We start from the raw sequence: 24450 nt of genomic DNA on the forward strand, positions 1-24450 counted from the left end.
GGTGGCCGTCAGCCCTGACAAGCTCGCGGCCATCGTCCAGGCCACCGCCGACCTCTACCGCGACGGCGAAGACGGCCTCCTCCGCCTCCTCACCCGCTACCTCGCCAAAGGCATCGACACCCCGGACTGGGCTCTGCAGCGGCTGCTCGCCCTGCAGCAGCTGCGCGGCGCGGCCAACGCGATCCTCGACAGGATCGGCGACGAGCTGGCCGCCACCGTGCTGGCTGCGGTCGACGAGGCGTACGCCGCCGGCGACACCTCGGTGCTCGGCGAGATCCCCAACGAGCTGGCCATCTCGGCCGGCGCCGCAGCAGCCGCTGAGGTACCCCGTTCGGACGCCATGCAGGCGCTCGCCCGTGGCCTGGTCGACGACTTCGGCCAGCGCCACAACTCGATCCTGCGGCGCGTCGACGACGTGTACCGGCAGGTGGTCGCCTCGGCGACCGCGAGCAGCATTGCCGGTGGCCTGACCCGCCGCGAGGCGGCCCAGCTGGCGTACGCGCGGCTGGTCGAGCAGGGCGTGGCCTCGTTCACCGATCGGCGTGGCCGCCGCTGGCGCATGTCCTCGTACGTGGAGATGGCGCTGCGCACGGTCACGCAGCGCGCTGCCGTCCAAGGCCAGGTTGACCGGCAGACGAGGCTCGGCCTGCCGTTCGTGGTCGTCAGTAACGCGGCTGAGGAGTGCGAGCGTTGCCGGCCATACGAGGGCCGCGTGCTGCGGATCGACTCCGGGCCGATCGGCAGCGTGCAGGCGACCAGCCCGGCCACCGGCGAGCAGGTCACCGTCACCGTGAAGGCCACGCTCGACGCGGCCAGGTCGGCTGGCTTCCAGCACCCGAACTGCCGTCACGCCGTCCGGTCGTACCTGCCCGGTGTGACCCAACCTCCGGAGCAGCCGACCGCCGACCCGACCGGCGACGAGGCCCGGCAGCGTCAGCGGGCCATCGAGCGGAACATCCGCCGGTGGAAGGAACGCGAGCTGACGGCCCTCACGCCTGAGGCCAAGGCTGCCGCCACCGGCAAGGTGAAGGCGTGGCAGGGCGCGATGCGCGATCACCTCGCCGCCAACCCGACCTTGAAGCGGCTGAGCTACCGGGAACAGATCGGCGCCGGGAACGTGCCAAAGAAGGCCATCCCGCCCGTGTCCCGGCCGGCCACCGCGCCGAAAAAGGCCCAGCCGGCCAAGCCACCAGCTCCGGCCAAGCCGAAGGCCGCACCCAAGCCCGCCGAGGTCAAGACGACCAAGGCGTCGTACGACGACCGGCTCAAGACAGCCGCCGCCGGCGATGACGCCCTGGCCGCGCCGAAGCGCAGCCTGATACGGACGGACACCCACGCCCGGCCCGGTCGTAAAGACGGCCTCACCGTCGACCAGCGCAACGCCCTGAGCGACTACCAAGCCAGCAACGACTTCAGGATGATCAACGTCCAGCTCCACGACGTTGCCGCTGGCCGAACGCCGCTGAACGAGCCGAGAGCGCTGGACCAGATCCGCCACATCGACGAGGCCATGGCGGGCTCGCCCCTCGACCGAAGTGTTGTCGTCTGGCGTGGCTTCCGCCGCGCCAAGAGGACATTCGGGGACCGAGCCGACGGCGACCTCACCGGCGCCGAGTGGACCGAGCCCGCCTACCTGTCGGCGACCTCGGAAGAGCGAGTCACGAAGGACTTCGCGCACACCACCACCGAGCCGGTGGTCATGCGGATCATCGTCCCGAAGGGCACGAAGGGCATCCACATCTCCAACGCCAGAGACGAGCAGGGCTATCCGGACGAGGCGGAGATCCTGCTTAACCGGGGGATGCGGCTGCGCGTGGTGGCCGACTATGGGATCGTCGGCTCTGTCCGCCGTATCGACGTGGAGGTCATCTCGTGACCGATCTGCCTGAGCAGCCTGTCGACGCCTCCGCCCGCGGACAGCAGCGGGAGCGATTTTACGAGCGGATGGAGCCCGGCGAGGTCACGATCGACCGTGAGCCGGTCGGTGGCCCGGTCCCGCAGCTGACGCCCGAAGAGCTGCGGGACCTCGGCATCGACCCCGTCTAGCTCGGGCAGAGATGCGTCTTCGCCGCTGCGATGATCTCCTTGGCCCACTCGTCGGTCGCCTCGAAGCGCAGCTTGGCGTTCCTCAGCACCTGGGCGTCGGTCTTGCCCTGGTCGATGTCCAGGCAGATGTCCCGGCCCCGGCTCACAGCCCGTTCCGGCTTCTCGGCCAGGTCGGCGTTGATGGCGTCCAGCTCGGCGACGAACTTGTCCCGGGCTGCCTGCTCGGCCGGCGCGACTCCCTGTCCCGCCCCGGCGGTCGGCGTAGCTGCCTGACCGGAGCTCGCCTCCGGGCTGTCCTTGCTGCCTGAGCCGCAGCCAGCCAACGCGATCAGCGCGGCGGCGACCACCAAGACCTGACGTGCACGCACGAGCGTCCTCCTCGTCCCTTGTGGAGTAGTCGAGCGTGCACGGTACGGCGTCCCCACAAGGTGCGGGACGGACTTTCGGTCCGCGGACAAGGTCCGCAACGACACATCTGGAGCACCCATGCGCACCGCTCGCCGCCACGCCCTACTCGCCCTGTCCGGGATTGTCGTAGCCAGCCCGCCTCGAGGTGGCTGGCACCGCAACGACCCGGGCGACGGCGGAGGGGACGGCAGCAGCGGTCACAGCAACACCGGCGGTAGCAACGACGGCGGAGACGACGACCAGGACGGTAACGCCGGCCAGGACGACGACAAGAAAGCCAAGATCAACGGCGACTTCGACCCCGACCGGGCCGCCCGCGCAATCGCCGCCGCACGAGAAGACGCCAAGAAGGCCAAGGCCGATAAGAAGGCTGCCGATGACCGCGTCGCCGCCGTGCTGAAGGCCGCTGGTCTGACCGCGGACGGCAAGGAAGACCCCGCCGATCAGCTCAAGGCAGCTGCCGCTGAGCGGGACAAGGCCGCCGCTAAGGCCCGCGACACCGCCGTTGAGCTCGCCGTCTACAAGTCCGCCGGCAAGGCCGGCGCCGACCCGGACGCACTGCTCGACAGCCGCGGCTTCCTCAGCCAGGTCGCCGACCTCGATCCCGAGGCCGCCGACTTCGCCGACAAGGTCACCGCGGCGATCAAGAGCGCCGTCAAGGCCAACGCGAAGCTGTCCGCTGAACCGCCCAAGGGTGCGGGGAAGCAGGGCGCCGACCACGGCGGCCAGGGCGGCCAGAAGAGCAAGCCGAAGTCCCTCGAAGAAGCCATCGCCGCCAAAATGGGCGGCTAACCCGAAGGAACCACCATGCCGGTGACCCTGGCCCAGGCCAAGCTCAACGCCACGGACGACATCGACGTCCAGATCATCGACGAGTTCGAGAAGTCGAACGACGTCCTCAACCGCATCACCTTCGACGACGTGGTCTCGGGCGCCGGGAACGGGGCGACCCTGACCTACGGCTACACCCGGCAGATCACTCAGCGCGGCGCTGCGTTTCGTGCGATCAACTCCGAGTACACGCCGGCCGAGGCGACGAAGCAGCGCTACACCGTCGACCTGAAGCCGCTCGGTGGCTCCTTCCAGGTCGACCGCGTCCTCAACCGGGTCGCCCAGGCCGCGGAGACCGCGTTTCAGATGCGGGAGCTGCTCAAGGGCACCTCGGCGAAGTTCAATGACGCCTTCTTCAACGGCGACACCGCGGTCGACGCGAACGGTTTCGACGGCCTCAACAAGGTCCTGACCGGCACGACCACCGAGTACCTGCCGCTGAACAACGGCGTGACCTCGGGCTACCTGGACTGGACCGCGATCAACACGCAGGCCCTGGCCTTCGCCACGATCGCGCACTTGGACGCGTGGCTGGGCCTGCTCGACGGCCGCCCGGACGCCATCTACCTGCCCCGCAAGGCCCGCAGCCTGTTCAAGGTTGTCGCGAGCTTCGCCGGGCAGTACTCGATCGAGCGGGACGCGATCGGCCGGCCGGTCGAGACGTACAACGGCATCCCGCTGATCGACCCGGGCCAAAAGGACGGCTCCAACACCGACGTCCTGGCCGTGTCCACCCGGGACACCGACGCCGGTGGCGCTGGCGGCAACATCACCGGCCTGGCCGACCTCTACGCCGTCCGGTTCGGCCTGGACGGCGTGCACGGCGTCTCCATGGCCGGCGGGCCGCTGGTGTCCAACTGGATGCCCGACTTCTCCACCGCCGGTGCGGTCAAGACCGGCGAGGCGGAGATGGGCCCGGTCGCGATCGCAGTCAAGAAGACCAAGTCGGTCGCGGTCCTGCGCAACGTCAAGGTCCAGTGACCATGGCGACGATCAAGGCCCCGAATGGGGACTACAACGGCTCTATCGGCGATGTCGTCTTCACCGACGGCGTGGCCGAGACCGACAACAAGGCGGTCATCGCCTACTGCCGCGGCGCCGGGTACGAGGTCGACGGCGCTACCGACAACCCGGCTGCCCTGCCACGGTGGGAGGGCGACAGCAGCAAGACCCACGAGCAGGTGGGCACGCCGCTGCGCGACGCCGCGGTCGACCCGAAGCCCGGCGACTTCCTGCCGCCGGTCAACGCCGGCCAGGCCGACCCGCACAGCCCCGACGTGGTCTCCCCGGAGATCCACGCCAGCCCTGGGCCGACGCCGATCGTGCCCGGCCCGGTCTCGGACGACCCTGAAGTCCAGGGCGAGCGGGAGACCGAGGGCGCGCGGCTGGCTCTGCTCGAGCAGCTGCCCGCCCAGGAGGTCACAGACCAGCTGGCCGACAACGGTAAGCAGGTCGAGCCGCCGGCCGGCAACGCCTCGGCAGACGAGTGGCGTGCGTACGCGGTCGAGCACCGCGGCGCCACCGAGGACGAGGTGGCCGGCATGAAGCGCGACGACCTGCGCGAGAAGTACGGCAACTAGTTCGTGCGAGGGCCTGCACGCTCCGGCAGGCCCTCGCGCCACACCCCGAGAGGACGGCACCGTGGCGCGGGACTGGAAGACCACCTACGCCGCCAGCGCTGCGGCCGCCCAGCACCAGGGCACCTTCACCAGCCCCGCCGTCGCAGGGCACGGCCTGGTCGCGATCGCCGCCGCCCCCGCCACCGTCGCCCCGCCGAACACCTGGACCGAGGTCGCTGACGCGCTCGGCACCGGCGAGCTCGACGGCGCTGTCCTCGTGGCCGCAGGCGGCGAGGCCTCGATCCTCTGGGACCGCGCCCCGGCCAGCTCGACCGCACCGCGCACACTGGCCGGCTGGATCGAGTCCCGCAACGACATCGGCCCGGCCGTCGGCACCCCGATCAACTACAACAGCGCAGTAGCTGTCGGCGGTGCTCTCGACTTCGGCTCGATCGCCGTGCCCGAGGACGGCTGCCGCATCTACGTCGCCCTCTCGCAGGTCGACCCGCCCAGCGCATGGACACCGGCCTGGACGGGAGCCTCCGCCGAGGACACCTTCACCGCGCCGGGAGTTGGCTTCGAGCCAGTGCGCCTGGCCGTCGCGAGCGTGGCCGCGCCGACCGCGGGCAGCTACCCGATCTCCGTGTCTGGGCTGCCTTCCAGCGGCAACCCCTTCCAGGCGATCATCATGGTCCTCGGCCCGGCCGGCGAGATCGAGGAACCGCCACCGGCGGCGGAGACCGTGATCGAGGCGGAGAACCGTCTGGCCGGGACCGCCTCCGGAACCTGGGACATCACCGGCGCCGGGTCGACGACCATCCAGGGGTACGCGACCGCCATGTCGGTGGCCCGCGGCAGCACCCTCTCGGTGAAGGTCCACAGCCCGGCCGCCAGCTGGACGGGCAAGGTGTACCGGCTCGGCTACTACGGCGGCGCGGGCGCCCGCGAGATCGACTCGATCAGCGGCCCCCAGACCACCCAGCCAGACGGCACCGTCGACCCGACCACCCTGATGGCGTCCTGCGCGAACTGGTCGGTCAACGGCTCCTGGAACGTGCCGGCCGACGCCACCCCGGGCGTCTACCTCATCAAGATCCAGCGGTCCGACAATGCCGCCCTGGCCTCGCACATCGGCCCGTTCGTCGTCCGCAACCCGGCCCGCAAGGCCCCGATCGTCGTCAAGCTGTCCGACAGCACCTGGCAGGCCTACAACCATGTCGGCGCGACCGCGAGCAACGTGCTGGCCGGCCGCAATCTCTACGGCATCGGTACCGCGTCGGAGTTCACGTTCAACATCGGCGCCCGGGCCAAGGCCGTCTCCTACGACCGGCCCTTCGTCACCCGCCAGTTCATCCCGCAGACCTGGTACTTCAACGCCGAGTACCCGCTGCACCGCTTCCTCGAGCGGCTGGGCTACGACGTCGACTATGTGACCTGCGGCGACGTCGAGAACGATCCGAGCTTGCTGCTCGGCCGCGACCTGGTCGTCTCCGCCGGCCACGACGAGTACTGGTCGCCGGGCATGGTGACGGCCGCCCAGGCGTCACGCGATCACGGCAGCACGCCGGCGTCGTGGCTGTGGCTGTCCGGCAACGAAGTCTTCTGGCGGATCAACTGGGCCAACGGGCTCCGGTCGTTCAACTGTTGGAAGGACTCCCACGACGGCGCCCTGAACAGCACCGGCGTGTACGGCGGCACCTGGCAGGACACCCGCGGCTTCAACCCGGACCGGCGCCCGGCCGCGCTGCTGAATGGGCAGCGGTTCCGGCTCAACGGCATCCCACCGTCGTACGCCTTGGGCGCTAACGCCGCTCACGCCGGCATGCCGATCTGGCGTAACACCGCGGTCGCCGCGCTGACCGGGTCGCAGACCTGGACGTCGCCCGGCTGGCTGGTCGGCTTCGAAGCCGATGAGCCAGCCGACACGAACCCGGCCGAGCACCCGGCCGGGCTGCTGCGCCTGTCGCAGATCACGCACAACGTGGCCGGCCTGCTGGCCGACGACAACGGCGCGGTCTACACCGGCTCCGGCAGCTACACGCACGCGATCACCGCCTTCCCGTCAGCGGGCGGCGCCGTCGTGCACTTCGGCACCGTCCAGCTGGCCTGGGCCCTCGACGACACCCACGACCGGCACCCCGGCGGATCGCTCGTCTCCCCGGCCCTGCAACAGGCCGTCTGCAACGTCATCGCCGACCTCGGCCAGGTGCCACCCGAGCACCCGTTCCCGGACACGCTGGTGCTGCCGTCGCCGGTCAGCTTGTCGACGTACGGCTTCCCCGAGACCACACCGCCGAACGCGCCGTCGGGCCTGCAGGCCACACCAGGGCAGACGCAGATCGCGCTGGCGTGGACGGCGTCAACCGACAACGTCGGCGTGACCGGCTACAACCTGTACCGCAACGGCACTCTCGTCGCCACGGGCATCACGGCCACCACGTACACCTTCACCGGACTGACCGCGGGGACCAGCTACACGCTCGGTGTCCGGGCAAAGGACGCCGCCGACAACCAGTCGACGCTGGCCACCATCACCGCGTCGACGACCAACGAGTCCGATGTGGTGCCCGGCGCATACGCGACGATCGGCGATCTGAACGGCTACCTCGGCAGCACGCCGGCCAACGCACGCCAGCTGCTCATTCGGGCGTCCCGCGCGGTCGACCGGGCCCTGCTCACCGCCGTCTACGACCCCACCTCGGTGGCGGTCAAGGTGGCGCTGCGCGACGCCGTGCTCGAGCACATCGCGGGCACGCGGGAGAGTGGCGACCTGACCGGTCTCGGGGTCGCGTCGGCGCCGCAGTCCTTCACGATCGGAAAGCTCAGCGTGCAGCGCGGCAGCTCGGCGAGCAGCGTGCCGACGACCGGCGGCCTGGTCGATCAGGCGTACGCCATCCTCCAGGCGGCCGGCCTCACCGGCCACGGACCGGCGGTGATCGGGTGACGTGGGAACAGTTCATCGCCTCCGCCATCCCGCAGCCCCGCACCATCCAGGTGCAGGCACTCACCGGCTCCGGCGCGTACGGCGACGTGTACGCCGACCCCGTCGACGTGGCCCTGTGCGTCGTCGACGACACCAACCGCGTCGTGCCCGTGCAGACCCAGGACACCGAAGGCTCGACCGCCGTGTCGTCGACGACGGTGTTCTGCCCCAAGGGCACGGCCGCGCCGGTCGGATCGCTGGTCACACTGCCGAACGGCCGGGTCGCCAAGGTGATCGCCCGGTCCGACCTCGACGACCACGGCCTGGGCCTGCCCGAGCACGTCGAACTCGACCTGGAGTAGCCGTGGCCGAAGAGTTCTCGATCGCCTGGAACGACGACGTCGCCGCCGAACTGTCCGGGGCCGCCTTCGAAGGCCTCGAGCTCGCGGCCGAGCACCTCCTGCAGGTGTCCACCGAGCTGGCCCCGCTCGAGGAAGGCGACCTGGCCCGCTCCGGAGCGGTCACCGCCGACAAGGGCGTCGGCGTCGTCGCCGTCTCCTTCGACCGGCCGTACGCCGTCCGCCAGCACGAGGACATGACCTTGCGGCACGACGCCGGCAAGAAGGCCAAGTACCTGGAAGACCCGATGCACGACGAGGCCGACATCATGCTCGCCCTGATCGCGCGGAAGGCCAGCGGATCTCTCGGAGGCTGACGATGTCCGGCTTCACCACCAGCCTGGTCGAGGGCGCCGCCCAGTACGTCGCCGCCGCGGGCGTCGGCGTGTGGCGGCCGACCGGCATCTACCAGCCCAGTGAGATCGGCTGGTACGTCCGCGACGTGCCGCCCAGCCCCGACCGGGTCATCACCATCGCGTCGTACCCCGTGTCTTCCACGCCCGGCCTAGCCGACGTCATCGAAGGCCTCCAGATCCGCGTACGCGGCACACAAGACCCGCGAGTCGCCGGAGACCTGGGCGACGCCATCTTCGACGTCCTAGACAGCGCTGAAGGCCTCAACTGGGGCGGCATCGCCGTAGTTCAGGTCTACCGGCAGTCCTACACCGCCCTCGGCAAGGACGAACGCGGCCGGTGGGAGATCTCGCACAACTACTACGTCGAGGCGATGCGCCCGACGAGCAACCGCACGGACTGAGGAGAGCCGCCATGGCGCCAGCACCCACCACCCGCCGTACCGCCCTCGCCCGGCGGATGCGCGTCGACATCGACCTGGGCGTGTTCCCGGCGGTCAGCTACCAGCCGCTGATCGGCAAGCAGGAGCTCACGCTGGTCGAGGAGCTGCGCACCGAGGACGACGAAACCTATGAGGACGACGGCGCAGCTCGCGAGCAGGTGACCGGCTACAACTGGCGCGTCGAGGGCAAGATCTTGTTCTCGACCAACGTCGCCGGGTCGGCCGTCAACACTGTCCACAAGTTCCTGCGGAACTCTTTCGAACTGGCCAAAACCGGTGACATGGCGGCCGCCGAGTTTCCGATCCGCTGGTACGACAAGAACGGCCTGGACGACGGCAACAGCAAAGAGGGCCGCGCGTACGTGAAGGCGTTTCCGCCGGACGGCGGCAGCCCCGGCAGCCAGGACGTCGTCTCCCTGGTCATCCAGGGCCAGGGCCCGCTGCTGTCGATCGTCAACCCGAACGCCGACATGGACCCGGTCGTCAGCGGCCTCAACCCGGCGGCCGGCGGCACCGGCGCCGGCGGCATCGTGCAGATCTACGGCACGCACTTCACCGGGGCCACAGCCGTCTCCTTCGGCGGCACGGCGGCCACCAACTTCACGGTCATCAGCGACCAGCTGATCGTCGCCACGAAGCCCGCGCTGACCGCTGGGTCGAAGGACGTCACGGTCACGACGCCCGAGGGCACCTCGCCGACCGGCGGCACAGCGAACGACTTCGTGGTCAACTGACGTGGCCAAGCTCTCCGGCCTCACCGAGTACTTCAACCCCGGCCTGGATCTCGGTGGGGTGCCAGGCCGGGACGGTGTCGAGCGCGAGTACACGGTCCCGCTGCCCTCGGCCGAGCTGGGCCTTTGGTGCCAGATGATGGCCGACGCCGCAGGCCGCATCCACTCGACCAGCACCGTCGAAGAGATGCAGGAGATCATCGCCCGCATCGAAGAAGAGGTTCCAGAGCTGTCGGTCGAGAACTGGGCGATGACCAAACGGGTCCTCGGCACGGCGTACGACGAGATGGCCGCCGACGGCGTCTCTCACCACCACATCCAGTTCTGCGGGCACACCGCGTACGCGTGGATCGTCGGTGGCGAGGAGCCGGCCGAGCGGTTCTGGAAGTCCGGTGGCCAGGGGGAAGCACCAGGCCCGGCGAACCGTCAGGAGCGCCGGGCGGCTGGGCGGACCAGTACGGCATCGGCGAGCGGGACCCGGAAAGCGGCCTCTTCGAGGACTACGAAATCCCGGAGCGCGTCGTCCAAGAGCACGAAGGCGACGGCGTCTCGTGGGACCAGATCCTGACCCACTGGGACCTCCTAGAAGCCGACCTGCACGAGAAGTACGGCATCGACGTCGACGAGCCGGGCCTGATGCAGGCCCGCTCGTGGCGCTGGTTCCGCACCCGCGTGGCCGGCCTGCTCGCGACCAAGTCGCGGCTGTCCCGCGCACTCGCACCACCAGATCAGAACGGGGCAGGTGACCAGGAGTGGCACTGAAGCTGGGCGAGCTCACCGCCTACCTCAAGGCCGACGACGGAGCCTTCCGGAAGGGCCTGGCCAAGTCGAAGGACGACTTCAAGCGGTTCGGTTCCGGCATCGCCGCGGCGGGCCCGGCTGTCGGCGCCGCCGCCGGCATCGCCCTGGCCGCCGGGCTCACCTCGGCGCTGTCTGTCGACAAGGCGAAAGCGAAGTTGGCCGCCCAGCTGGGCGGGGACGCCCAATACGCCAAGGCGATGGGTGACATCGCCGGCCGCGTGTACGCCCAAGGCTTCGGCGAGAGCGCGGAGGCGGTCGGCGACAGCCTTCGCGCAGTCCTCTCCGCTGGGCTGCTGCCGGAAGACGCGGCGGACGCCGACATCGAGCGGATCACCGTCAAGGCTCAGGCCCTGTCCGACGTCTTTGGCCAGGACGTTGTCGCGTCGGCCCGGGCGGCCGGCCAGATGGTCCGCACCGGCCTGGCCGGCAGCGCCGACGAGGCCTTCGACATCCTTACCCGCGGCTTCCAGCAGAGCGGCGACCACGCCGGAGACCTGCTCGACACCTTCAGCGAGTACAGCACTCAGTTCCGCAAGCTGGGCATCGACGGCACCACCGCCACCGGCCTGCTCAACCAAGGGCTGAAGGCGGGCGCCCGCGACGCGGACACCGTCGCCGACGCGCTCAAGGAGCTGTCCATCCGGGCCATCGACGGCAGTAAGGCCTCGAGCCAGGCCTACGAGGCGCTCGGGCTCGACGCCAAGAAAATGACCGCTCAGATGGCCAAGGGCGGCCCGGAGGCCAGCGCCGGCCTGCAGCTGATCCTCGACCGGCTCCGCGGCATGAAGGACCCGGCTGCCCAGAGCGCGGCCGCGGTCGGCCTGTTCGGCACGAAGGCCGAAGACCTCGGCTCCGCGCTGTTCTCGCTCGACCTGGACACCGCCGCCCAGAGCATGGGCGACGTCAAAGGCGCGGCCGACAAGATGACCAACAGCCTCGGCCAGAGCGCATCCCAGCAGCTGGAGGCATTCAAGCGCCAGGCCCAGGCCGCGCTGGTCGAGAAGATGGCCGCGGCCGTGCCCTACATCCAGCAGGTCGTCGGGTTCCTGCAGCAGCACAGCGCCATCATCGGCCCGCTGGCCGTCGGCCTCGGCATCTTCGCCGGAGTCGTCATGACGATCATCGGCGTGATGAAGGTGTGGACTGCCGTGCAGACCGCGCTGAACATCGTGCAGATGGCCAGCCCCACGACGTGGATCATCCTCGGCATCCTGGCCCTGATCGCGGTGATCGTCCTCATTGCCACCAAGACGCGCTGGTTCCAGAACATCTGGGCCGCGGTGTGGGGCTTCATGAAGGGCGTGGGCGCCTGGTTCGCCGGGCCGTTCGCCGGCTTCTTCGTCACCCTCTGGAACAAGATCACGTCCAGCCTCAGCCGGGCCAAAGCCCAGCTGATGAATGGGATCAACATGATCAAGGGCTTCTTCGTCAGCTGGTACCAGCGGTCGAACGAGGCCATGGGGAAGATCATCAGCAAGGGCGTGTCGCTGGTGAACTGGTTCCGCGGTCTGCCCGGCCGGATCGGCGGCGCCCTCCGCAACGTCTTCTCCGGCCTGTGGTCCGGATTCAAGACCGTCGTCAACCGAATCATCGCGGGCTGGAACAACCTGTCCTTCACCGTCGGCGGCGGATCGTTCGCCGGGGTCAGCCTGCCCAGCGTCACCGTGTCCACGCCGAACATCCCGTACCTGGCCAAGGGCGGCATCGTGCAGGCCACCCCGGGCGGCCGGCTCGCAGTCATCGGTGAGGGCCGCGAAGACGAAGCCGTCCTGCCGCTGTCAAAACTCCGCGGGCTGATGGCGGCTCGCGCTCGCAGCGTGCTCGAGCTGCGCTCCTCCGGCAGCCGCATCGACGACCTGCTCCTGGAAATCCTGCGCATCGCGATCAAGAACCGCGGCGGCAACGTCCAGGTGGCCCTCGGCACCGGAAGGGGATAGGCGTTGGCCAGCAGCACCCGCGTACGCATGCAGCTCGGCGGCCAGTGGGTCGACGTCACCGGAGACACCAAAACGGACGACCCGATCACCATCAAGCGTGGCCGCCGCTCGCACGCCGACCAGGTCGAGTCCGGCGACGCCCGGCTGACTCTGCGGGACGACGGCCGCTTCAACTGGCGCAACCCGCTCGGCCCGTACTACGGGCAGATCGGCCCGAACACCCCGGTCCGGATCGAGAAGGTCTCCGACGGCTACGCCAAGTTCACCGGCCAGGCCGGCGACAACGTGTCCACTCCCGACCACGCCAGCCTCGACGTCACCGGCGACGTCGACGTCCGCCTGGACGCCGACATGGAGTACGGGGTGCCCTCCGGCCTGGCCCTGGCCGGGAAGTACGTCACGTCGGGCAACCAGCGCAGCTGGCTGTTCATGATGCTGTCCACCGGCCAGCCAGCAATCCGCTGGTCAGCGAACGGCACCACCTTCCTGGACGCCACCTCCACGGCGGCCCTGCCCCAACCCGCCCGCCGCACCAGGCTCCGCTTCACCCTGGACGTGAACAACGGCGCGAGCGGCTGGACCGTCACCTTCTACACCGCCCCCAGCATGGCCGGCCCGTGGACCCAGCTGGGGGCGCCGGTCACCGGGTCCGGCGTAACCTCCGTCTACTCGAGCACCGCACCGCTGGTCCTCGGCGAAGCCACCGGCATCACCCTCGGCCGGACCCGCCGCAAGATCCACGCCTTCCAGATGCGGAACGGCATCAACGGCACCGTCATCGCGAACCTCGACCTGGCGGCCGTCCTGCCAGGCACGGCCACCGTGACCGACAGCGCCGGCCGCGTCTGGACCCCGGCTGGAGCCGCGCGCTTCGACACGGGCGACATCCGCTTCTGCGGCCTCCTGCAGAAGATGCCCAACCGCTGGAACACCAGCGGCCTGCAGCGCTGGACCGAAGTCATGGCGTCCGGCCTGATCGCCAGCCTCGAAGGCATCGACGCCCCCGTCAGGAGCCCGATCTACCGCGAGGCCACCGCCGCCACCAACAAGGCGCGCATGGTCGGCTACTGGCCGGGTGAGGACGGCTCCGAAGCCCGCACGCTGGCCTCCGGCATCGGCCGTAGCGCGATGAAGATCCGCGGCAGCATCAGCCTGGCCACCAACACCGCAATCCTCGGCAGCCAGCCCCTGCCCGAGCTCTCCCAAGGCACCGTGCTCGAGGGCTACATCCCGCGGTACACCGTTGCCGCCACACCGTCGATCGCGATGCGCGCCACCGTGGTCATCCCACCGGCCGGCTTCACCAACAACGCCCGGCTGCTCGAGGTGCACCAGACCACAGCGGGCTACGACATCCGCCGCTGGGTGCTGCGCTACACCACCGGCGGAGGCCTCGCTCTGGGCGGCTACGACACCAACGACCTGCTCGCCCTCGACTCGGGTCCGCTGGGCTTCAACATCAACGGCGCGGTCGGCATGATCGGCTTCAACATCACCAAGTCCGGCACGAGCAACGTCTACTACCAGATCTTCTTCCGGAAGATCAACGGTGACCTGAGCGTGACCGAGGTCGGCGCCGACGGCACCTGGATTGGCTACGCGGTCGGCCGGGCCACCCGCGCTTTTGTCGCCCCAGGCGGAGGCATGCCCGACGCCGCTGTCGGCCACATCATGGTCGGCAAAGACCCGAACACCGCCGACGGACTCACCACAGCCCTCGTCGGCAACGCCAAAGAACGGTCCGGCCGCCGTGTCGAGCGTCTGGCCCGCGAGCTGGGCATCACGCTGCGCACCATCGGCAACCTCGACGAGACCACGCTGGCCGGGCCGCAACGTGCTGGCCGACCGATGCAGCTACTGCGCGACGCCGCCGACATCGACCAGGGCATCCTCTTCGAGACCCGCGACGAGCTCGCGCTGACCTTCCGCACCCTCGGCAGCCTCTACAAACAGCGGGCCGGCCTAACCCTCACCTACGACGAGGGCGGCGAAAGCCCTCACCTCGACCCGGACCCGGACGCCCTGGACGTCGTCAACGACGTCACCGTCTCCAACCTGGGCGGATCGAGCGCCCGGGCCGTGCTCGAGGAAGGCCCGCTGTCGGTCCTGCCGCCCGGCCAGGGCGGCGTGGGCCGAAAGGAGCAGGAGTACCAGGTCAACGTCTACTCGGACGCCCAGCTGCCGGACCAGGCGTCCTGGCGGCTGCACATGGGAACCTGGGACGAGGAGCGCTACCCGCGGATCAGCGTGCGGCTGCACAAGCTCGCCCGCTTCGGGAAGACCGTGCTGGTCGACGCTGCGGCCCGGCTCGACATCGGTGACCGCTTGGTCCTCACCGACCTGCCGTCGTGGATGCCGCCCGGCGACATCGACCAGCTGGTCGAGGGCTACTCCGAAACGCTCGGCGTGAAGACACGGCCGATCGACTTCGACTGCAGCCCCGCGAAGCCGTTCGACGTCGGCACCTGGGACGACGACCCCACCAGCCTGTGGGACTCGTCCAGCGCCCGGCTCTCCGAGGACATCGACCCGAACGAGACGCTGTGGAACGTCGTCGCCGGCCGGAAACACGATCAGTGGGATCCGGCCGCTGTGCCGTTCTGGATCGTCGTCGGCGGTGAACCCGTGCTCGTCACCGCGGTCACCGCCCCGGCCACCTCCCCTGTTCCTGACGGCTGGCCGCAGACGCTCACCGTGACCCGCGGCTCTTGGGCGAAGGCGCACGCCGATCTCACACCGTTCCAACTGCTGACGTCGGGCCGCTGGGGCCTGTAGGAGGACTTATGCCGCTCGGTGGCACCCGCACACGCACGAACGATGTCAACTCCATGCTCTACCCGCCTGGGGCGAAGGTGCACCAGGCGGTCGCTCTGCAGCTGCCCAACAACGCGCCGACTGCTATCAACTTTGGCGTCGCTACGCACCCCGACGACTACGACCCGGATGACTTCTTCAACACCGCCACACCGACCCGGCTCACCCCGAATGTCGAGGGTTACTACGACGCCGGCGGCATAGTGCACCTCGAGTCGAACGCCTCCTACACGATCATCGCCGCGGCGATCGCGAAGAACGGGCAGCCCGTGGCAGGCCGGGGTGATCGACGTGGCGAGTCGACGGCGACCGGCGCCCGGTCGGCATCTGCTCAGGCCCGGTGGGTCTACATGAACGGCAGCACGGACTACTTCGAACTGCTGGGCGAACAGGTCTCCGGCGCGGCCAGGAACCTGCTCGTGGCCGGCTCCCAAGTCTCGATGCTCTGGTGCCGGCTGGTCCGGCTCCCCGACTAGGAGGCCTCATGGCCAGCTGGATTCTTGTTCCCTGCCTCGTCAAGCTGCGCTCGGACTTCAACGCTATCGCGCCGAACCGCGACAGGTCGAGCGACGGCAGCGTCGGCGACCTGGCCCACCAGAACAGCCAGTCCGATCACAACCCGGACGAGACCGGGAACGTGCCGATCCGCGACCCCGACAAGGTCAACGAGGTCCACGCGATCGACGTCGACGTCGACCTGCGCGTGCCCGGGCTGTCGATGGAGAACGTGGTGCAGTTCCTGCTGACCCGGTGCCGCTCGGGCGCCGAGAAGCGGCTGCGCTACATCATCTACAACCGGCGCATCTGGCAGGCCAGCAACGGCTGGCGGCAGAAGCCGTACACCGGCCCCAACGCGCACGACCACCACGGCCACTTCTCGGCCTCGTACGAATCGCACCTTGAGGCCTCGACGGCCTCCTGGCACCTGGAGGACATTCCCGTGGCATTCACCGAAGACGACAAGAAGTGGCTCTCCGCCGAGATCACCAAGCAGGTCAAGGCTCAGGTCGCCGACCTTGCCGCCTCCATCGCCGCCGTTCCCACGGCCGACCAGAACGGCGCCGCGGCGCTGCGCGCGTTCCGCAGCAGCCCGACCACCGGCATGAGCGACACCGGCCGAAACCTGATCAGCGCCGAGATCACTGAAGCCGTCGTCGCCGGCGTCGCGGTCGAGCGTTTCGCGGCCAACAAGGGTAAGTAAGCGGCGTGCCAGTCACCTCGCGCATCGGTCGCCGTGGCGCCGCGCTGATGTTCTTCGTCGTGCTCGATGTCATCTACGCGATCGGGTTGCTCACCGCGCCCCGACCGCTGGCGCCGTTCTACGGCTGGATGAACGAGGTGATGCCGCTCGGCCTGTGGGCCGCGTGCTGGGCTGCGGTCGGCCTGACCTGCCTGTGGTACGCGTTCCGCTCCTATGACACCCCGGCCTTCATGGCCGCCGTGGCGCTCAAAGTCGGCTGGGGCCTGTTGTCGCTTTTCGGATGGGCAGTCGGCGGCGTCTCGCGCGGCTACGTGTCGGCGATCATCTGGCTGGCCTTCGCCGCGTTCGTCTTCCTCATTGCCGGTGGCATCCCCGTCACCGGCCCGCGGCCGGCACGGAGGTGGCGCGCATGGACCCGATGATCGTCGCGGCCATCACCGCCTTGGGGGTCATCGCGTCTGCGTACCTCACCAGCCGAGTGTCGAACCGGCAGGTATCGACCAGCTCAAGCAACCAACTGATCGACCAGCACCAGGAAGACATCAAGGAACTGCGGGCCGGGCGTGCCGAGGACCGCAGCCGGATTACCGCGCTCGAGCGGCACGTGCGCATCCAGGGCGACTACATCGGCCAGCTGCGTCGCCACATCGCCGACGGAAATCCACCACCCCCGCCGCCATACCCCGCGGGCTTGATTACCTGATCACGGCTGCAGGTTTCTGCGGCCGTAGTGCCGGTGCTCGTCGTCGTACTGCGTCGACGCTGGGCAACCTTCGGCTTGGCAGCGCCACAGCCTAACCGGCTCCTCGCAGACCGGGCACGCGCCGTGCGACGGCGTCAGCTGATCGTGCCCTTCGGCGCACTGCTTTGGCGCGTCCTCAATCCATACGGTCTGGCCCTTCTGCTCCACCGGGATCAGACGCACCATCCCCAGACCGTACAACTGTTCGAACATCCCTGGGAGGGACTGTGCTCGCACGCATCCGCAAGGCCGTCGTCGCCGGGCTCGGCGCTGGCATCACCACAGGCGTCGGTGCCTTGGTCGTCGCCGGGAACATGAGCCGCGAGAACGTGTCGCAAGCGATTGGCGTCGGCATCACCGCAGCCGCCACGGTCGGCTGGGCCACCTGGCGGGCCCCGAACGCCAAGCAGCCGCTTGCCTCCGGCGGCATCATCCGCCAGACGCGCCCGTGAGCCTCTGGACCTGGGCTTGGGTTGGCTGGGGCGTCTACTTCGCGATCGTCGAGGGAATGGCCCTGTTTAACTCCAGGCCGGGGGACACCCTGTCCGAGCATGCCTGGGCCTGGCTCGGTTACGCCGCCACGGGACAGGGCGCGCAGCAGCTGCGCAAGCCGTCAGGCTGGACCCGGCTACGCCGGTTTCTGCTCCTCGCCGGGCTGGCCTGGCTGGTCGTCCACTTCCTGACCGGCGGGATCTTCTAGCCGTCCCTGATGCAGACACGAAGCCGCCCCGAGACCATGCCGGTCTCGGGGCGGCTTTTTGCGTTCTAGATGGGGGATGTTGCCTGGCCGCTGCCGGGGCAGGTCTGGCGGGTGCCAGCAGCCTGGTGGGGCGGGCAGGAGCTACCCGGCGGGACGCCTACGCGGGCGCCGCACGATGAGCACTGACTTCCTGGAGGCATGTTTTGACTCCTTCGGGGATCACGTAATCCGGGAACGGCTCCTCCGACGGCTCCGAGCCGACCATGGCGCCGGTCGACTGGCACATGAGGAGCATGTTGGTTCCGTCCGCGCACGCGATGCCGATGCCGTACGGCAGGTCACTGGGGCCGTCCGGCTGGCTGACGAGCTGCCACGACGCAAACTCCCGCGGACGCGCGACGTCGAGAAGCTGCGACACAAACATGACCAGGCGGGGTGCGCGAAGCGAGGGTGGCGGCACCTCGGACGGCGCAATGACCGGTACAGCATTGGGCGCGATCCGCCCGTTAAGCAGCGCACTGGACGTCGAGGCATGCGTCACCTTCACCCCGGCAATCGACCCTTGGGCGCGGTTGCGTGCCACGTCCGGCCCCCAAGGCTCGGTGGCGGTGCCGTAGCGCTCAACCGACACGATGTCGGGGTGCTCGCTGGCCACGAGCAGCCGCTCGATGACGTCGAGGACCTGGACGAGCTGCATGCTGTGCTCCGATCGTTTCGCCTGTTCAGAGTCGCGGGAGAGTCTAGCTGGGGGCGGGCCGCGCGCCTGGACGCCGGTCACGGCAGGACCCGACACAGCTGCTCCGTGGTCTTGCCGTACCACTCGTGGCGGCGCTTGCCGTGGTACAGCGGATCTTTGTCCTCGGTACGCCAGGCGTAGAAGCCTTCGGCTCGCTCGAAGCCCGGCACGGTCCATTCGCGGAACCAGGACACGTTGTAGCCGGGCCGGTCCTTCTCGACCCGCAGGCACTCCTCGAGGGCGCCGGCCGGCCAGCGCAGCCGCTCGGCCAGCACACGGCGGTTACGGATCGGCATCTCGTCGTCCCACATCACCACCGGCCGCCCTGGCTGCTGCGTTCGGCCTGACCCGGGGTCAGCAGTGGCGCCCCTTTGACGCGGACGAGCGGTTTGTGGGCGGTCCGCTCGGTAGCCCAGTCTGGAGCGGCCGGCCGGACGAAATACTGCTGCCGATCAAGCGTCGAGCGGACCGGGCACGGCAGCTCATTTCTGCAGTCGCATCGCCGCCGCCACGGCCGCCACCATGACCGTCGGGGAATGTGCTGGTGTGGGCCTCCGTGCCTTCCCATGCTGGTCTGCCTCCGCCTCGTCCGTCAGTCGGGGACGGCGGCGGGGTGCCGGTCTGGGGGGCCGGGACAATCCCCGCCGCCGTCACGACCGATCATCGAGGCGGCACGGGGAGTGTTGATTGCTCGGTGCAATCAGTCCTTAATCAGCTCGCGCAAATTCGCCGCGACCGCGGCGTGACGCATCTGCTTACTGATCGAGTTCCTGCTGGTCCGGCGCAGTATCGCGCCGATCGTGTCCCGTACGGTCGGCCGCAACCGGAACCATTGAGGGCCGACAGATTCGGCACGCAGGAACGAGGCGATCGCCTCGTCGTCTCGGCCCACCTCGGCCAACGCGGTCGCCACGTCGGCGTAGTACGGGGCCTGACGGTTCGCCAGCGGTATCCGGCCGGGCGCAACCAGGTGGGCCGTCTCAAGGGCATGCTGCGGCTCGCCCAGCTCCATCTCCACGGACACCGTCCAGAAACCGACATTGGTGGGGCCGAACGCGAACCGGCCCAGGCCCAGGTCGTCTGGCTCGCCCATCGACGCGGCCGCCTCGGTCGCCTCCCGCAAGTGATCGCGGGCGACGTCGGCCCGCCGGTCGACCGCCGCCCGCAGCGCCGCGTGCAGGTGCAGCATCCCGTACGCCTGCCGGGCCTGGTCGTCGCCGATGGCCGGCTGGATCTCGTCCGCGACCCGCTGGGCCAGCCGGGTCGGGGCGCCGGGCATTTCTGGCGGCATGGCCAAGATGCGGATGAACTCGGCGATGCCAATCCATGCCGGGTCGCCCAGCTCCCGGGCCTCGGTGACGGCCAAGCGGGCAGCCTCCCTGGCCAAGTCCGGGTAGCCCAGGTGCTTCAGCGTGTACGTGGCGACGTGGGCAACCTGGACGAGATCGCCGCCACGCAGGCCGCCGAGGAGGTTGGGTAGCTGCGGCGCGACGGCAGCGAAGTCGTAGTTGCCGCCGGCCAGCATCAGCTCGCGGACGTCGTGGTGGGGGACGGTCAGCTCGCCCACCTCGCGGCGGATGAGCGCGTCGCGGATGGCGGGCACGTGAGCGGAGGCGGCGGCCCGGGCCGGGTCGGTGACGTCGCCGAGCTTGCCAGTGAGGTCCTTGATGGACACGTCCAGGGCGTGGGCGAGGGCGACGAGGGTGGCGCGGCGCTCGACCGGACGGGTGCCGGTCTCGATTTGGCTGAGGTAGGGCTGCGACATGCCGGCGAGGTCTGCGAGGACGCGCTGGCTCTTGCCGCGGCGCTTGCGCCAGTAGGCGACTTGGGCCCCGATGAATAGGTTCTCGCCGACGGTGGCGGCCATGGTCATGCTCCCCTGGTAGCGGTCAGGGCGGGGCGGCTGGCCGCTACAACCGGCCGCCCCAGTGAATCAAGGCTATCTCTTCCCGCTCGACGCCCACCGCTCGAGCTCGGCGCGGTCGTACAAGAACGCTTTGCCGTCTTTACCGCAGGGCTTCGGCGCTGCCTCGTCTTTGCGGTGCAGCCGCATCTTCGCCGCGTCGTAGCCCCACGGGATCACGCCGTTGTCTGAGGCCTGCCGCAAGGTCATTTTGTTACCGTTACTCGTAACATCGCTGCTCAGCGCGCTATCAGGGCTTTCCGCGGGCTGGGCGAGGGCCCGAACTTCGGCAGCGGTCAGGAAGGCAACCTGGACCTCTGTAGCCACGCCGCCGACGACGAGCTGCCACCGGCCACGTGTCCTCGAGGAGCGCGGCATCGCGGCCTCAGGCACGAGCATCTTCCACGCGTTGGTCGTGTACCGGGCGAGGAGCCGGACACCGAAGTTCTCGCGCGCCTCCGGCCCGCCGATCGCGCGGGCGGTCAGCATCTGCGCGATCGCGATGACGTTGTACTTCGCCGACCGGCCCATGAAAAGGAGGTCGGCCAGGGCGGCGACGGCCGGCGACTTCTTCGGGTCGCTCTTCTCCCGGACCTCGGCCCAGTAGTTCACAAGCTGGCCGATGGTGGCGTTGAGCTCCTCGCAGATCACCAGCACCCGCGGGCCCGGATCCCAGCCTTCCTCTTCGTGCAGGGCGTCGTCGTTGCGCTGGTCAGCAACGCCAGCGTGCTTGACGAGGGCGTCGTGCATCTGGTGGGGCTTTGTGCAGTAGTCGACGCCCGGCATTCCGAGCGCCCACCGGTGTGAGCCCTTGCGGTCCAGGATGATCACCCGGCCGCCGCGACGAAGGACCTGCGCAGCGAGCAGCTGGGCGAGGACGCTCTTTCCGGCGCCGGTGCCCGCGCTGATCGCGATGTGCGGGGAGTCGTCCTGCAGCGACAGGATGATCGGCTTGTCGCCGACGCCTTGGCCGAGGTAGAACTCCCACTCCTTCAGCCGGTCGATGTGCTCGAGGACCTGGGCGTAGCCGCAGCTGGCTGGTGGCCGTTTCCGCACGATCCACCGGGCCATCACTTCCACACCGACCTGGTTCCAGGACTCCACCAGATCGGCGACAGGGATCTTGCTGTTGATGATCGAGGAGATGAGTAGCCGCTGTTCAGAGGTCAGGTACGGAGTCTTGATGTTCAGCTCGATGCGCGGTCCGACCTGCTCACCTGGGCGGCGGAACACCTCAAGCTTCGACGTGGCCGGCCGGACCCACAGCTGCACCGCCCATAGGCCCCGCTGAGCTCGTTCGGGTGTCCACCTCAGGACCGGTTCGACGTGCTCGCCGTACCACCGCCGGGTGGCGACCTCGGCCGGGGACAGCGGCTTGGCCAGGCGCGGGGTCAGGTTGCCCAACGACGGGTCTACGTGCAGCTTCACGCCCAAGGCCAGTCCGAGTGGCGTACGAATCGCTTCCAGGGTCGGGGCGATGTACTCCCGATGGAAGCGGCGCTGGGCCATTGTGCGCCGACCGCGCCAGCCGATCAGGATCACCGCGAGGGCTAACAGAGCAAGGCCGTCACGTGGCCGCACGGCCGTTAACAGCGTCAACGCAGGAAGACCCAGGCGGTAGGCCTGCCGCTTCCACCCGGGCCAGCGGCCGGCTCCGGGCGACAGGTACCGGTACCCGCCGCTGCCGTTGAGGGGCTGTCCTGAGGCGTAGCGGTAGAGCAGCCCCCAGATGCTGGTGTTGCCGTCCGTCATGCTGGGCCTTTCCTTGCGGGGATGGAACGGCAGGGCGCGACCGGTTAGGCCCGGTCGCGCCCTGACCAGCTACTTCTTCGACTTGCGACCCTCGCTGAAGGTGTACGAGTTCGATCCGTGCCGCTGGGCGTCCACGGCCCGCATTTGCGCCCGGTGCTTCTGGGCCTTGGCGAACGTCTTGCTGCCGGTGCCGACCTGGGAGACCCGGCCGGTGTCGCCATCCTTCTTGAAGACGAAGAACCGTCGTGCGGACATACTTGGTGCTCCTTCACTGCTCTCGGCCGGTGTGCTCCGGCCAGGGATTGGTTGGGAACCGGCGGCTCGGCTGCAACCGGGCCGCCGGCTTTTACTGCGCCGCGGCCAGCTCCGGCTCGCGGTCGTCTTCGGGCACCGTCGCGTCAACCGGCGGAGCGTCTTCCGGCTCGCTGTTGGGCCGAGTGGCCTGGGCTGCTGCGGCCGCCTTCGCCTCGCGGATGATGCGCCCAGCGTTAGTTGGCGAGGTCCCTGCGGCCGCCGCGATCTTCCGCTGCGACAGACCCGGGTTCGCCTGCCAGATGGCGCGGACCGCGGTCTCAATCTCCTGAGCCGTGCGCGGGTCCTGGCGCGCTGGCTGAGCAGCTGGTTCATCAGCCTGCGGTGATCCAGACTCGACTTGAGCGGCCACTCGATATGGCTCGATCCACGGCGCGATCTTCTCGACCGTGTCGCGTTCGTCGACGACCCAGGCGGGCTCGTCTTGGTGCTCCAGCTCGTCGGCCTTCGCGGCGGCTTGGATGCGCCCGGACAGGTCGACCAGGCAGATGGAGGCCACCACGATCAAGCCGTCGACCGAAAACGGGATCATGTGCGCCGCCGAGGCGGTCTCGCCGTACCGCAAGGCGACCCCGACCATGTGCCAGTACGACACCCACGCCGCGATCCCTGCGATCACCGTCGTCGCGGCGATCCGGGCGATCGCCAGCTTCCAGTTGTGCACCGGTACCCGCGAGATCAGCTCGACGGTGAGCAGCAGCGCGAGCGGCGGCCAGGCCGCGATCGACTGGCTGATCGGGTTGTCCATCGCGTGCAGCACGTTGGCCGTCACAGAGGCGGCCACGCCTAGCAGCAGGACACCGCGGACACCCCAGCGGATCATGTTCAGCCGGCGGACCTTGTCGTCTGCGTTCATCGGGCGGCCACCTTCTCCTTCAGTGCGGTCTTGGCCTTGGCTTTGGGCTCGACTCGGTCGGCGCGGGAGCCCCACTCCCGGATGCGCCATTCGATGAGCAGCAGGCTCACGTAGGCCACACCGAACGGGACCGCCAGGCCGACGAGAATGTGCAGGTACATAGCGCGGGCGGCAGACAGCTGCGCGGCGCCGTAGATCCAGAGGGCGGCGGCGATGCCGGCCAGGACGAGAGCGAGGATCCCGCGGCGGCGGCCGACTCGCGGCAGCTCGATGGACACCTGGAGCATTAGGCCACCGCCCATCCGCCGTGTCGGCGATCCGCTCGGCGAGGTGCCGGGCGCCGCACGGGCTGGGCGTAGGCCCAGGCGGTCGGCTGCGGCCGGCGGGGGAGCCGGGGCCGGATCAGCTCGGGGGCCTGCGGCACGGCGACGGCCAGCAGAGCGCCGAGGACCAGCAGCGGACCGACGAAGACGAGCAGCGTCTGCAAGGGCGTCAGGAATTCGGGCATGGCGCCATCATGACACACATGACAGAGTTGCAGTAGATGACAGAGTTGATGGAACGCGACAGAGAGGGGTGATCGCCTGTGCACGGACTGCTCGCTACGATCAGCGCACCTGCGACAGGAGTGCTGATGCCACACAGGTCCCGTGAGGAGCTGCGCCAAGCCCTCGCCGACGGCGAGTGGCTGCGCGTCGGCGAGCTCGCAGTCGTTCTCGGCGTCTCGCCCTCGACCGCGCACCGCCTGCTCGGCTCCGGTGACATCGAGTGGAAGTACAAGGTCGGCGGGAAGCAGCGGACCGCGAACCCCGCCGACGTGCGCCGGCTGCTCGAGCAGGCAGAGCAGACTCATCGTGGCGAGCCGCCGCAGGCGTGATCAAAACGGATCAGCCCCCGGCCCGTGTTGGGTCGGGGGCTGCTGTCGTATCTGGTCCCGTACAGGATGGGCAAGAGCAGTCTGGGGGAGGCGGTCCCCGCAAGCGCCAGCCAGGGAGACCGCCCTG

At 69.3% G+C, this 24450-nt stretch carries 30 protein-coding genes; 20 read left to right on the forward strand and 10 right to left on the reverse strand.

Annotated elements, in window-relative coordinates:
* Window position 1 precedes the first annotated feature (1 nt).
* Both OWR29_RS25520 and OWR29_RS25525 read left to right on the forward strand, forming a co-directional pair.
* Window positions 2–1876 (forward strand): phage minor capsid protein, encoded by a 1875-nt coding sequence (locus OWR29_RS25520; protein WP_267565758.1) that lies wholly within the window; start codon window positions 2–4, stop codon window positions 1874–1876.
* A complete protein-coding gene (locus OWR29_RS25525) occupies window positions 1873–2046 on the forward strand; it encodes a hypothetical protein (protein ID WP_267565759.1) in 174 nt (57 codons plus the stop codon). Before OWR29_RS25520 ends, OWR29_RS25525 begins: the two co-directional genes overlap by 4 nt.
* Here OWR29_RS25525 and OWR29_RS25530 read toward each other — a convergent pair.
* On the reverse strand, window positions 2043–2414 hold the full coding sequence (locus OWR29_RS25530; protein ID WP_267565760.1) for a DUF732 domain-containing protein: 372 nt from the start codon (window positions 2412–2414) through the stop codon (window positions 2043–2045). The genes OWR29_RS25525 and OWR29_RS25530 overlap by 4 nt on opposite strands.
* A 118-nt stretch (window positions 2415–2532) precedes the next feature.
* Between OWR29_RS25530 and OWR29_RS25535 the strand changes: the two genes are divergently transcribed.
* The 15 genes from OWR29_RS25535 (at window position 2533) to OWR29_RS25610 (ending at window position 17148) form a co-directional block, all read left to right on the forward strand.
* Window positions 2533–3246 (forward strand): hypothetical protein, encoded by a 714-nt coding sequence (locus OWR29_RS25535; RefSeq protein ID WP_267565761.1) that lies wholly within the window; start codon window positions 2533–2535, stop codon window positions 3244–3246.
* Window positions 3247–3261: 15 nt separating this feature from the next.
* Window positions 3262–4266 carry a major capsid protein gene (locus tag OWR29_RS25540; RefSeq protein ID WP_267565762.1) on the forward strand — a complete coding sequence of 335 codons (1005 nt, stop codon included), beginning with the start codon at window positions 3262–3264 and terminating at the stop codon, window positions 4264–4266.
* A gap of 2 nt (window positions 4267–4268) precedes the next feature.
* Entirely contained in the window at window positions 4269–4865 is a 597-nt protein-coding gene (locus OWR29_RS25545; protein ID WP_267565763.1) for a hypothetical protein, read from the forward strand.
* Window positions 4866–4926: 61 nt separating this feature from the next.
* On the forward strand, window positions 4927–7788 hold the full coding sequence (locus OWR29_RS25550; RefSeq protein ID WP_267565764.1) for a fibronectin type III domain-containing protein: 2862 nt from the start codon (window positions 4927–4929) through the stop codon (window positions 7786–7788).
* Window positions 7785–8129 carry a hypothetical protein gene (locus OWR29_RS25555; protein ID WP_267565765.1) on the forward strand — a complete coding sequence of 115 codons (345 nt, stop codon included), beginning with the start codon at window positions 7785–7787 and terminating at the stop codon, window positions 8127–8129. The genes OWR29_RS25550 and OWR29_RS25555 overlap by 4 nt, the downstream gene beginning before the upstream one ends.
* A gap of 2 nt (window positions 8130–8131) precedes the next feature.
* The gene (locus OWR29_RS25560) at window positions 8132–8482 is read left to right on the forward strand and encodes a hypothetical protein (RefSeq protein WP_267565766.1); all 351 of its coding nucleotides are present in this window, start codon (window positions 8132–8134) and stop codon (window positions 8480–8482) included.
* Window positions 8483–8484: 2 nt separating this feature from the next.
* Window positions 8485–8922: a minor capsid protein gene (locus OWR29_RS25565; RefSeq protein WP_267565767.1), complete on the forward strand. Its 438-nt coding sequence runs from the start codon at window positions 8485–8487 to the stop codon at window positions 8920–8922.
* An 11-nt stretch (window positions 8923–8933) separates the two neighbouring features.
* Window positions 8934–9695, forward strand: coding sequence for a phage tail tube protein (locus tag OWR29_RS25570; RefSeq protein WP_267565768.1), 762 nt, complete (start codon window positions 8934–8936; stop codon window positions 9693–9695).
* Window positions 9696–9753: 58 nt separating this feature from the next.
* The gene (locus OWR29_RS48315; RefSeq protein WP_438872660.1) at window positions 9754–10260 is read left to right on the forward strand and encodes a DUF7426 family protein; all 507 of its coding nucleotides are present in this window, start codon (window positions 9754–9756) and stop codon (window positions 10258–10260) included.
* A 184-nt stretch (window positions 10261–10444) separates the two neighbouring features.
* Window positions 10445–12430 (forward strand): phage tail tape measure protein, encoded by a 1986-nt coding sequence (locus tag OWR29_RS25585; RefSeq protein WP_267565770.1) that lies wholly within the window; start codon window positions 10445–10447, stop codon window positions 12428–12430.
* A gap of 3 nt (window positions 12431–12433) precedes the next feature.
* Window positions 12434–15205 (forward strand): hypothetical protein, encoded by a 2772-nt coding sequence (locus OWR29_RS25590; RefSeq protein WP_267565771.1) that lies wholly within the window; start codon window positions 12434–12436, stop codon window positions 15203–15205.
* A gap of 53 nt (window positions 15206–15258) precedes the next feature.
* Window positions 15259–15720, forward strand: a complete 462-nt coding sequence (locus tag OWR29_RS25595; protein WP_267565772.1) for a hypothetical protein — start codon at window positions 15259–15261, stop codon at window positions 15718–15720.
* A gap of 8 nt (window positions 15721–15728) precedes the next feature.
* Window positions 15729–16445: a hypothetical protein gene (locus tag OWR29_RS25600; RefSeq protein ID WP_267565773.1), complete on the forward strand. Its 717-nt coding sequence runs from the start codon at window positions 15729–15731 to the stop codon at window positions 16443–16445.
* Window positions 16446–16492: 47 nt separating this feature from the next.
* Window positions 16493–16867 (forward strand): hypothetical protein, encoded by a 375-nt coding sequence (locus OWR29_RS25605; protein WP_267565774.1) that lies wholly within the window; start codon window positions 16493–16495, stop codon window positions 16865–16867.
* Window positions 16855–17148, forward strand: coding sequence for a hypothetical protein (locus tag OWR29_RS25610; RefSeq protein WP_267565775.1), 294 nt, complete (start codon window positions 16855–16857; stop codon window positions 17146–17148). Before OWR29_RS25605 ends, OWR29_RS25610 begins: the two co-directional genes overlap by 13 nt.
* Here the strand turns inward: OWR29_RS25610 and OWR29_RS25615 are convergent, their stop codons facing one another.
* The gene (locus tag OWR29_RS25615) at window positions 17149–17373 is read right to left on the reverse strand and encodes a hypothetical protein (RefSeq protein WP_267565776.1); all 225 of its coding nucleotides are present in this window, start codon (window positions 17371–17373) and stop codon (window positions 17149–17151) included. It abuts the gene before it with no gap.
* Between the two features lie 41 nt (window positions 17374–17414).
* On the opposite strand from OWR29_RS25615, the gene OWR29_RS25620 reads away from it, so the two are divergent.
* Complete coding sequence (locus tag OWR29_RS25620) at window positions 17415–17639, forward strand: hypothetical protein (protein WP_267565777.1); 225 nt, start codon at window positions 17415–17417, stop codon at window positions 17637–17639.
* Window positions 17636–17887, forward strand: a complete 252-nt coding sequence (locus OWR29_RS25625) for a hypothetical protein (RefSeq protein WP_267565778.1) — start codon at window positions 17636–17638, stop codon at window positions 17885–17887. Before OWR29_RS25620 ends, OWR29_RS25625 begins: the two co-directional genes overlap by 4 nt.
* Before the next feature lie 157 nt (window positions 17888–18044).
* On the opposite strand, the gene OWR29_RS25630 is transcribed toward OWR29_RS25625, so the two are convergent.
* The 8 genes from OWR29_RS25630 to OWR29_RS25665 all read right to left on the reverse strand — a co-directional run bounded on the left by OWR29_RS25630 (window position 18045) and on the right by OWR29_RS25665 (window position 23954).
* Window positions 18045–18584 carry a hypothetical protein gene (locus tag OWR29_RS25630; protein WP_267565779.1) on the reverse strand — a complete coding sequence of 180 codons (540 nt, stop codon included), beginning with the start codon at window positions 18582–18584 and terminating at the stop codon, window positions 18045–18047.
* Between the two features lie 77 nt (window positions 18585–18661).
* Window positions 18662–18919, reverse strand: coding sequence for a hypothetical protein (locus tag OWR29_RS25635; protein ID WP_267565780.1), 258 nt, complete (start codon window positions 18917–18919; stop codon window positions 18662–18664).
* 404 nt (window positions 18920–19323) lie between these two features.
* On the reverse strand, window positions 19324–20490 hold the full coding sequence (locus OWR29_RS25640) for a helix-turn-helix domain-containing protein (protein WP_267565781.1): 1167 nt from the start codon (window positions 20488–20490) through the stop codon (window positions 19324–19326).
* A gap of 72 nt (window positions 20491–20562) precedes the next feature.
* Window positions 20563–22278, reverse strand: coding sequence for a type IV secretory system conjugative DNA transfer family protein (locus tag OWR29_RS25645; RefSeq protein WP_267565782.1), 1716 nt, complete (start codon window positions 22276–22278; stop codon window positions 20563–20565).
* Window positions 22279–22347: 69 nt separating this feature from the next.
* Window positions 22348–22533: a hypothetical protein gene (locus OWR29_RS25650; RefSeq protein ID WP_267565783.1), complete on the reverse strand. Its 186-nt coding sequence runs from the start codon at window positions 22531–22533 to the stop codon at window positions 22348–22350.
* A gap of 91 nt (window positions 22534–22624) precedes the next feature.
* The gene (locus OWR29_RS25655; protein WP_267565784.1) at window positions 22625–23362 is read right to left on the reverse strand and encodes a DUF2637 domain-containing protein; all 738 of its coding nucleotides are present in this window, start codon (window positions 23360–23362) and stop codon (window positions 22625–22627) included.
* 80 nt (window positions 23363–23442) lie between these two features.
* Window positions 23443–23733: a hypothetical protein gene (locus OWR29_RS25660; RefSeq protein ID WP_267565785.1), complete on the reverse strand. Its 291-nt coding sequence runs from the start codon at window positions 23731–23733 to the stop codon at window positions 23443–23445.
* A complete protein-coding gene (locus OWR29_RS25665) occupies window positions 23733–23954 on the reverse strand; it encodes a hypothetical protein (RefSeq protein WP_267565786.1) in 222 nt (73 codons plus the stop codon). Before OWR29_RS25665 ends, OWR29_RS25660 begins: the two co-directional genes overlap by 1 nt.
* Before the next feature lie 126 nt (window positions 23955–24080).
* Here OWR29_RS25665 and OWR29_RS25670 point away from each other — a divergent pair, with 126 nt between their 5' ends.
* Window positions 24081–24323 carry a helix-turn-helix domain-containing protein gene (locus OWR29_RS25670; protein WP_267565787.1) on the forward strand — a complete coding sequence of 81 codons (243 nt, stop codon included), beginning with the start codon at window positions 24081–24083 and terminating at the stop codon, window positions 24321–24323.
* Window positions 24324–24450 lie beyond the last annotated feature (127 nt).

The organism is Paractinoplanes pyxinae (genome assembly GCF_026626335.1).
GTDB classification, from domain to species: domain Bacteria; phylum Actinomycetota; class Actinomycetes; order Mycobacteriales; family Micromonosporaceae; genus Actinoplanes; species Actinoplanes pyxinae.

Excerpts from the sequence above, each read along its gene's own strand:
- OWR29_RS25535 (WP_267565761.1), top strand. The coding sequence starts at position 2,533 with ATGCGCACCGCTCGCCGCCACGCCCTACTCGCCCTGTCCGGGATTGTC.
- OWR29_RS25540 (WP_267565762.1), top strand. The coding sequence starts at position 3,262 with ATGCCGGTGACCCTGGCCCAGGCCAAGCTCAACGCCACGGACGACATC.
- OWR29_RS25545 (WP_267565763.1), top strand. The coding sequence starts at position 4,269 with ATGGCGACGATCAAGGCCCCGAATGGGGACTACAACGGCTCTATCGGC.
- OWR29_RS25565 (WP_267565767.1), top strand. The coding sequence starts at position 8,485 with ATGTCCGGCTTCACCACCAGCCTGGTCGAGGGCGCCGCCCAGTACGTC.
- OWR29_RS25570 (WP_267565768.1), top strand. The coding sequence starts at position 8,934 with ATGGCGCCAGCACCCACCACCCGCCGTACCGCCCTCGCCCGGCGGATG.
- OWR29_RS25595 (WP_267565772.1), top strand. The coding sequence starts at position 15,259 with ATGCTCTACCCGCCTGGGGCGAAGGTGCACCAGGCGGTCGCTCTGCAG.
- OWR29_RS25600 (WP_267565773.1), top strand. The coding sequence starts at position 15,729 with ATGGCCAGCTGGATTCTTGTTCCCTGCCTCGTCAAGCTGCGCTCGGAC.
- OWR29_RS25605 (WP_267565774.1), top strand. The coding sequence starts at position 16,493 with ATGTTCTTCGTCGTGCTCGATGTCATCTACGCGATCGGGTTGCTCACC.
- OWR29_RS25610 (WP_267565775.1), top strand. The coding sequence starts at position 16,855 with ATGGACCCGATGATCGTCGCGGCCATCACCGCCTTGGGGGTCATCGCG.
- OWR29_RS25615 (WP_267565776.1), bottom strand. The coding sequence starts at position 17,373 with ATGGTGCGTCTGATCCCGGTGGAGCAGAAGGGCCAGACCGTATGGATT.
- OWR29_RS25630 (WP_267565779.1), bottom strand. The coding sequence starts at position 18,584 with ATGCAGCTCGTCCAGGTCCTCGACGTCATCGAGCGGCTGCTCGTGGCC.
- OWR29_RS25635 (WP_267565780.1), bottom strand. The coding sequence starts at position 18,919 with ATGCCGATCCGTAACCGCCGTGTGCTGGCCGAGCGGCTGCGCTGGCCG.
- OWR29_RS25640 (WP_267565781.1), bottom strand. The coding sequence starts at position 20,490 with ATGGCCGCCACCGTCGGCGAGAACCTATTCATCGGGGCCCAAGTCGCC.
- OWR29_RS25645 (WP_267565782.1), bottom strand. The coding sequence starts at position 22,278 with ATGACGGACGGCAACACCAGCATCTGGGGGCTGCTCTACCGCTACGCC.
- OWR29_RS25650 (WP_267565783.1), bottom strand. The coding sequence starts at position 22,533 with ATGTCCGCACGACGGTTCTTCGTCTTCAAGAAGGATGGCGACACCGGC.
- OWR29_RS25660 (WP_267565785.1), bottom strand. The coding sequence starts at position 23,733 with ATGCTCCAGGTGTCCATCGAGCTGCCGCGAGTCGGCCGCCGCCGCGGG.
- OWR29_RS25665 (WP_267565786.1), bottom strand. The coding sequence starts at position 23,954 with ATGCCCGAATTCCTGACGCCCTTGCAGACGCTGCTCGTCTTCGTCGGT.
- OWR29_RS25670 (WP_267565787.1), top strand. The coding sequence starts at position 24,081 with ATGCCACACAGGTCCCGTGAGGAGCTGCGCCAAGCCCTCGCCGACGGC.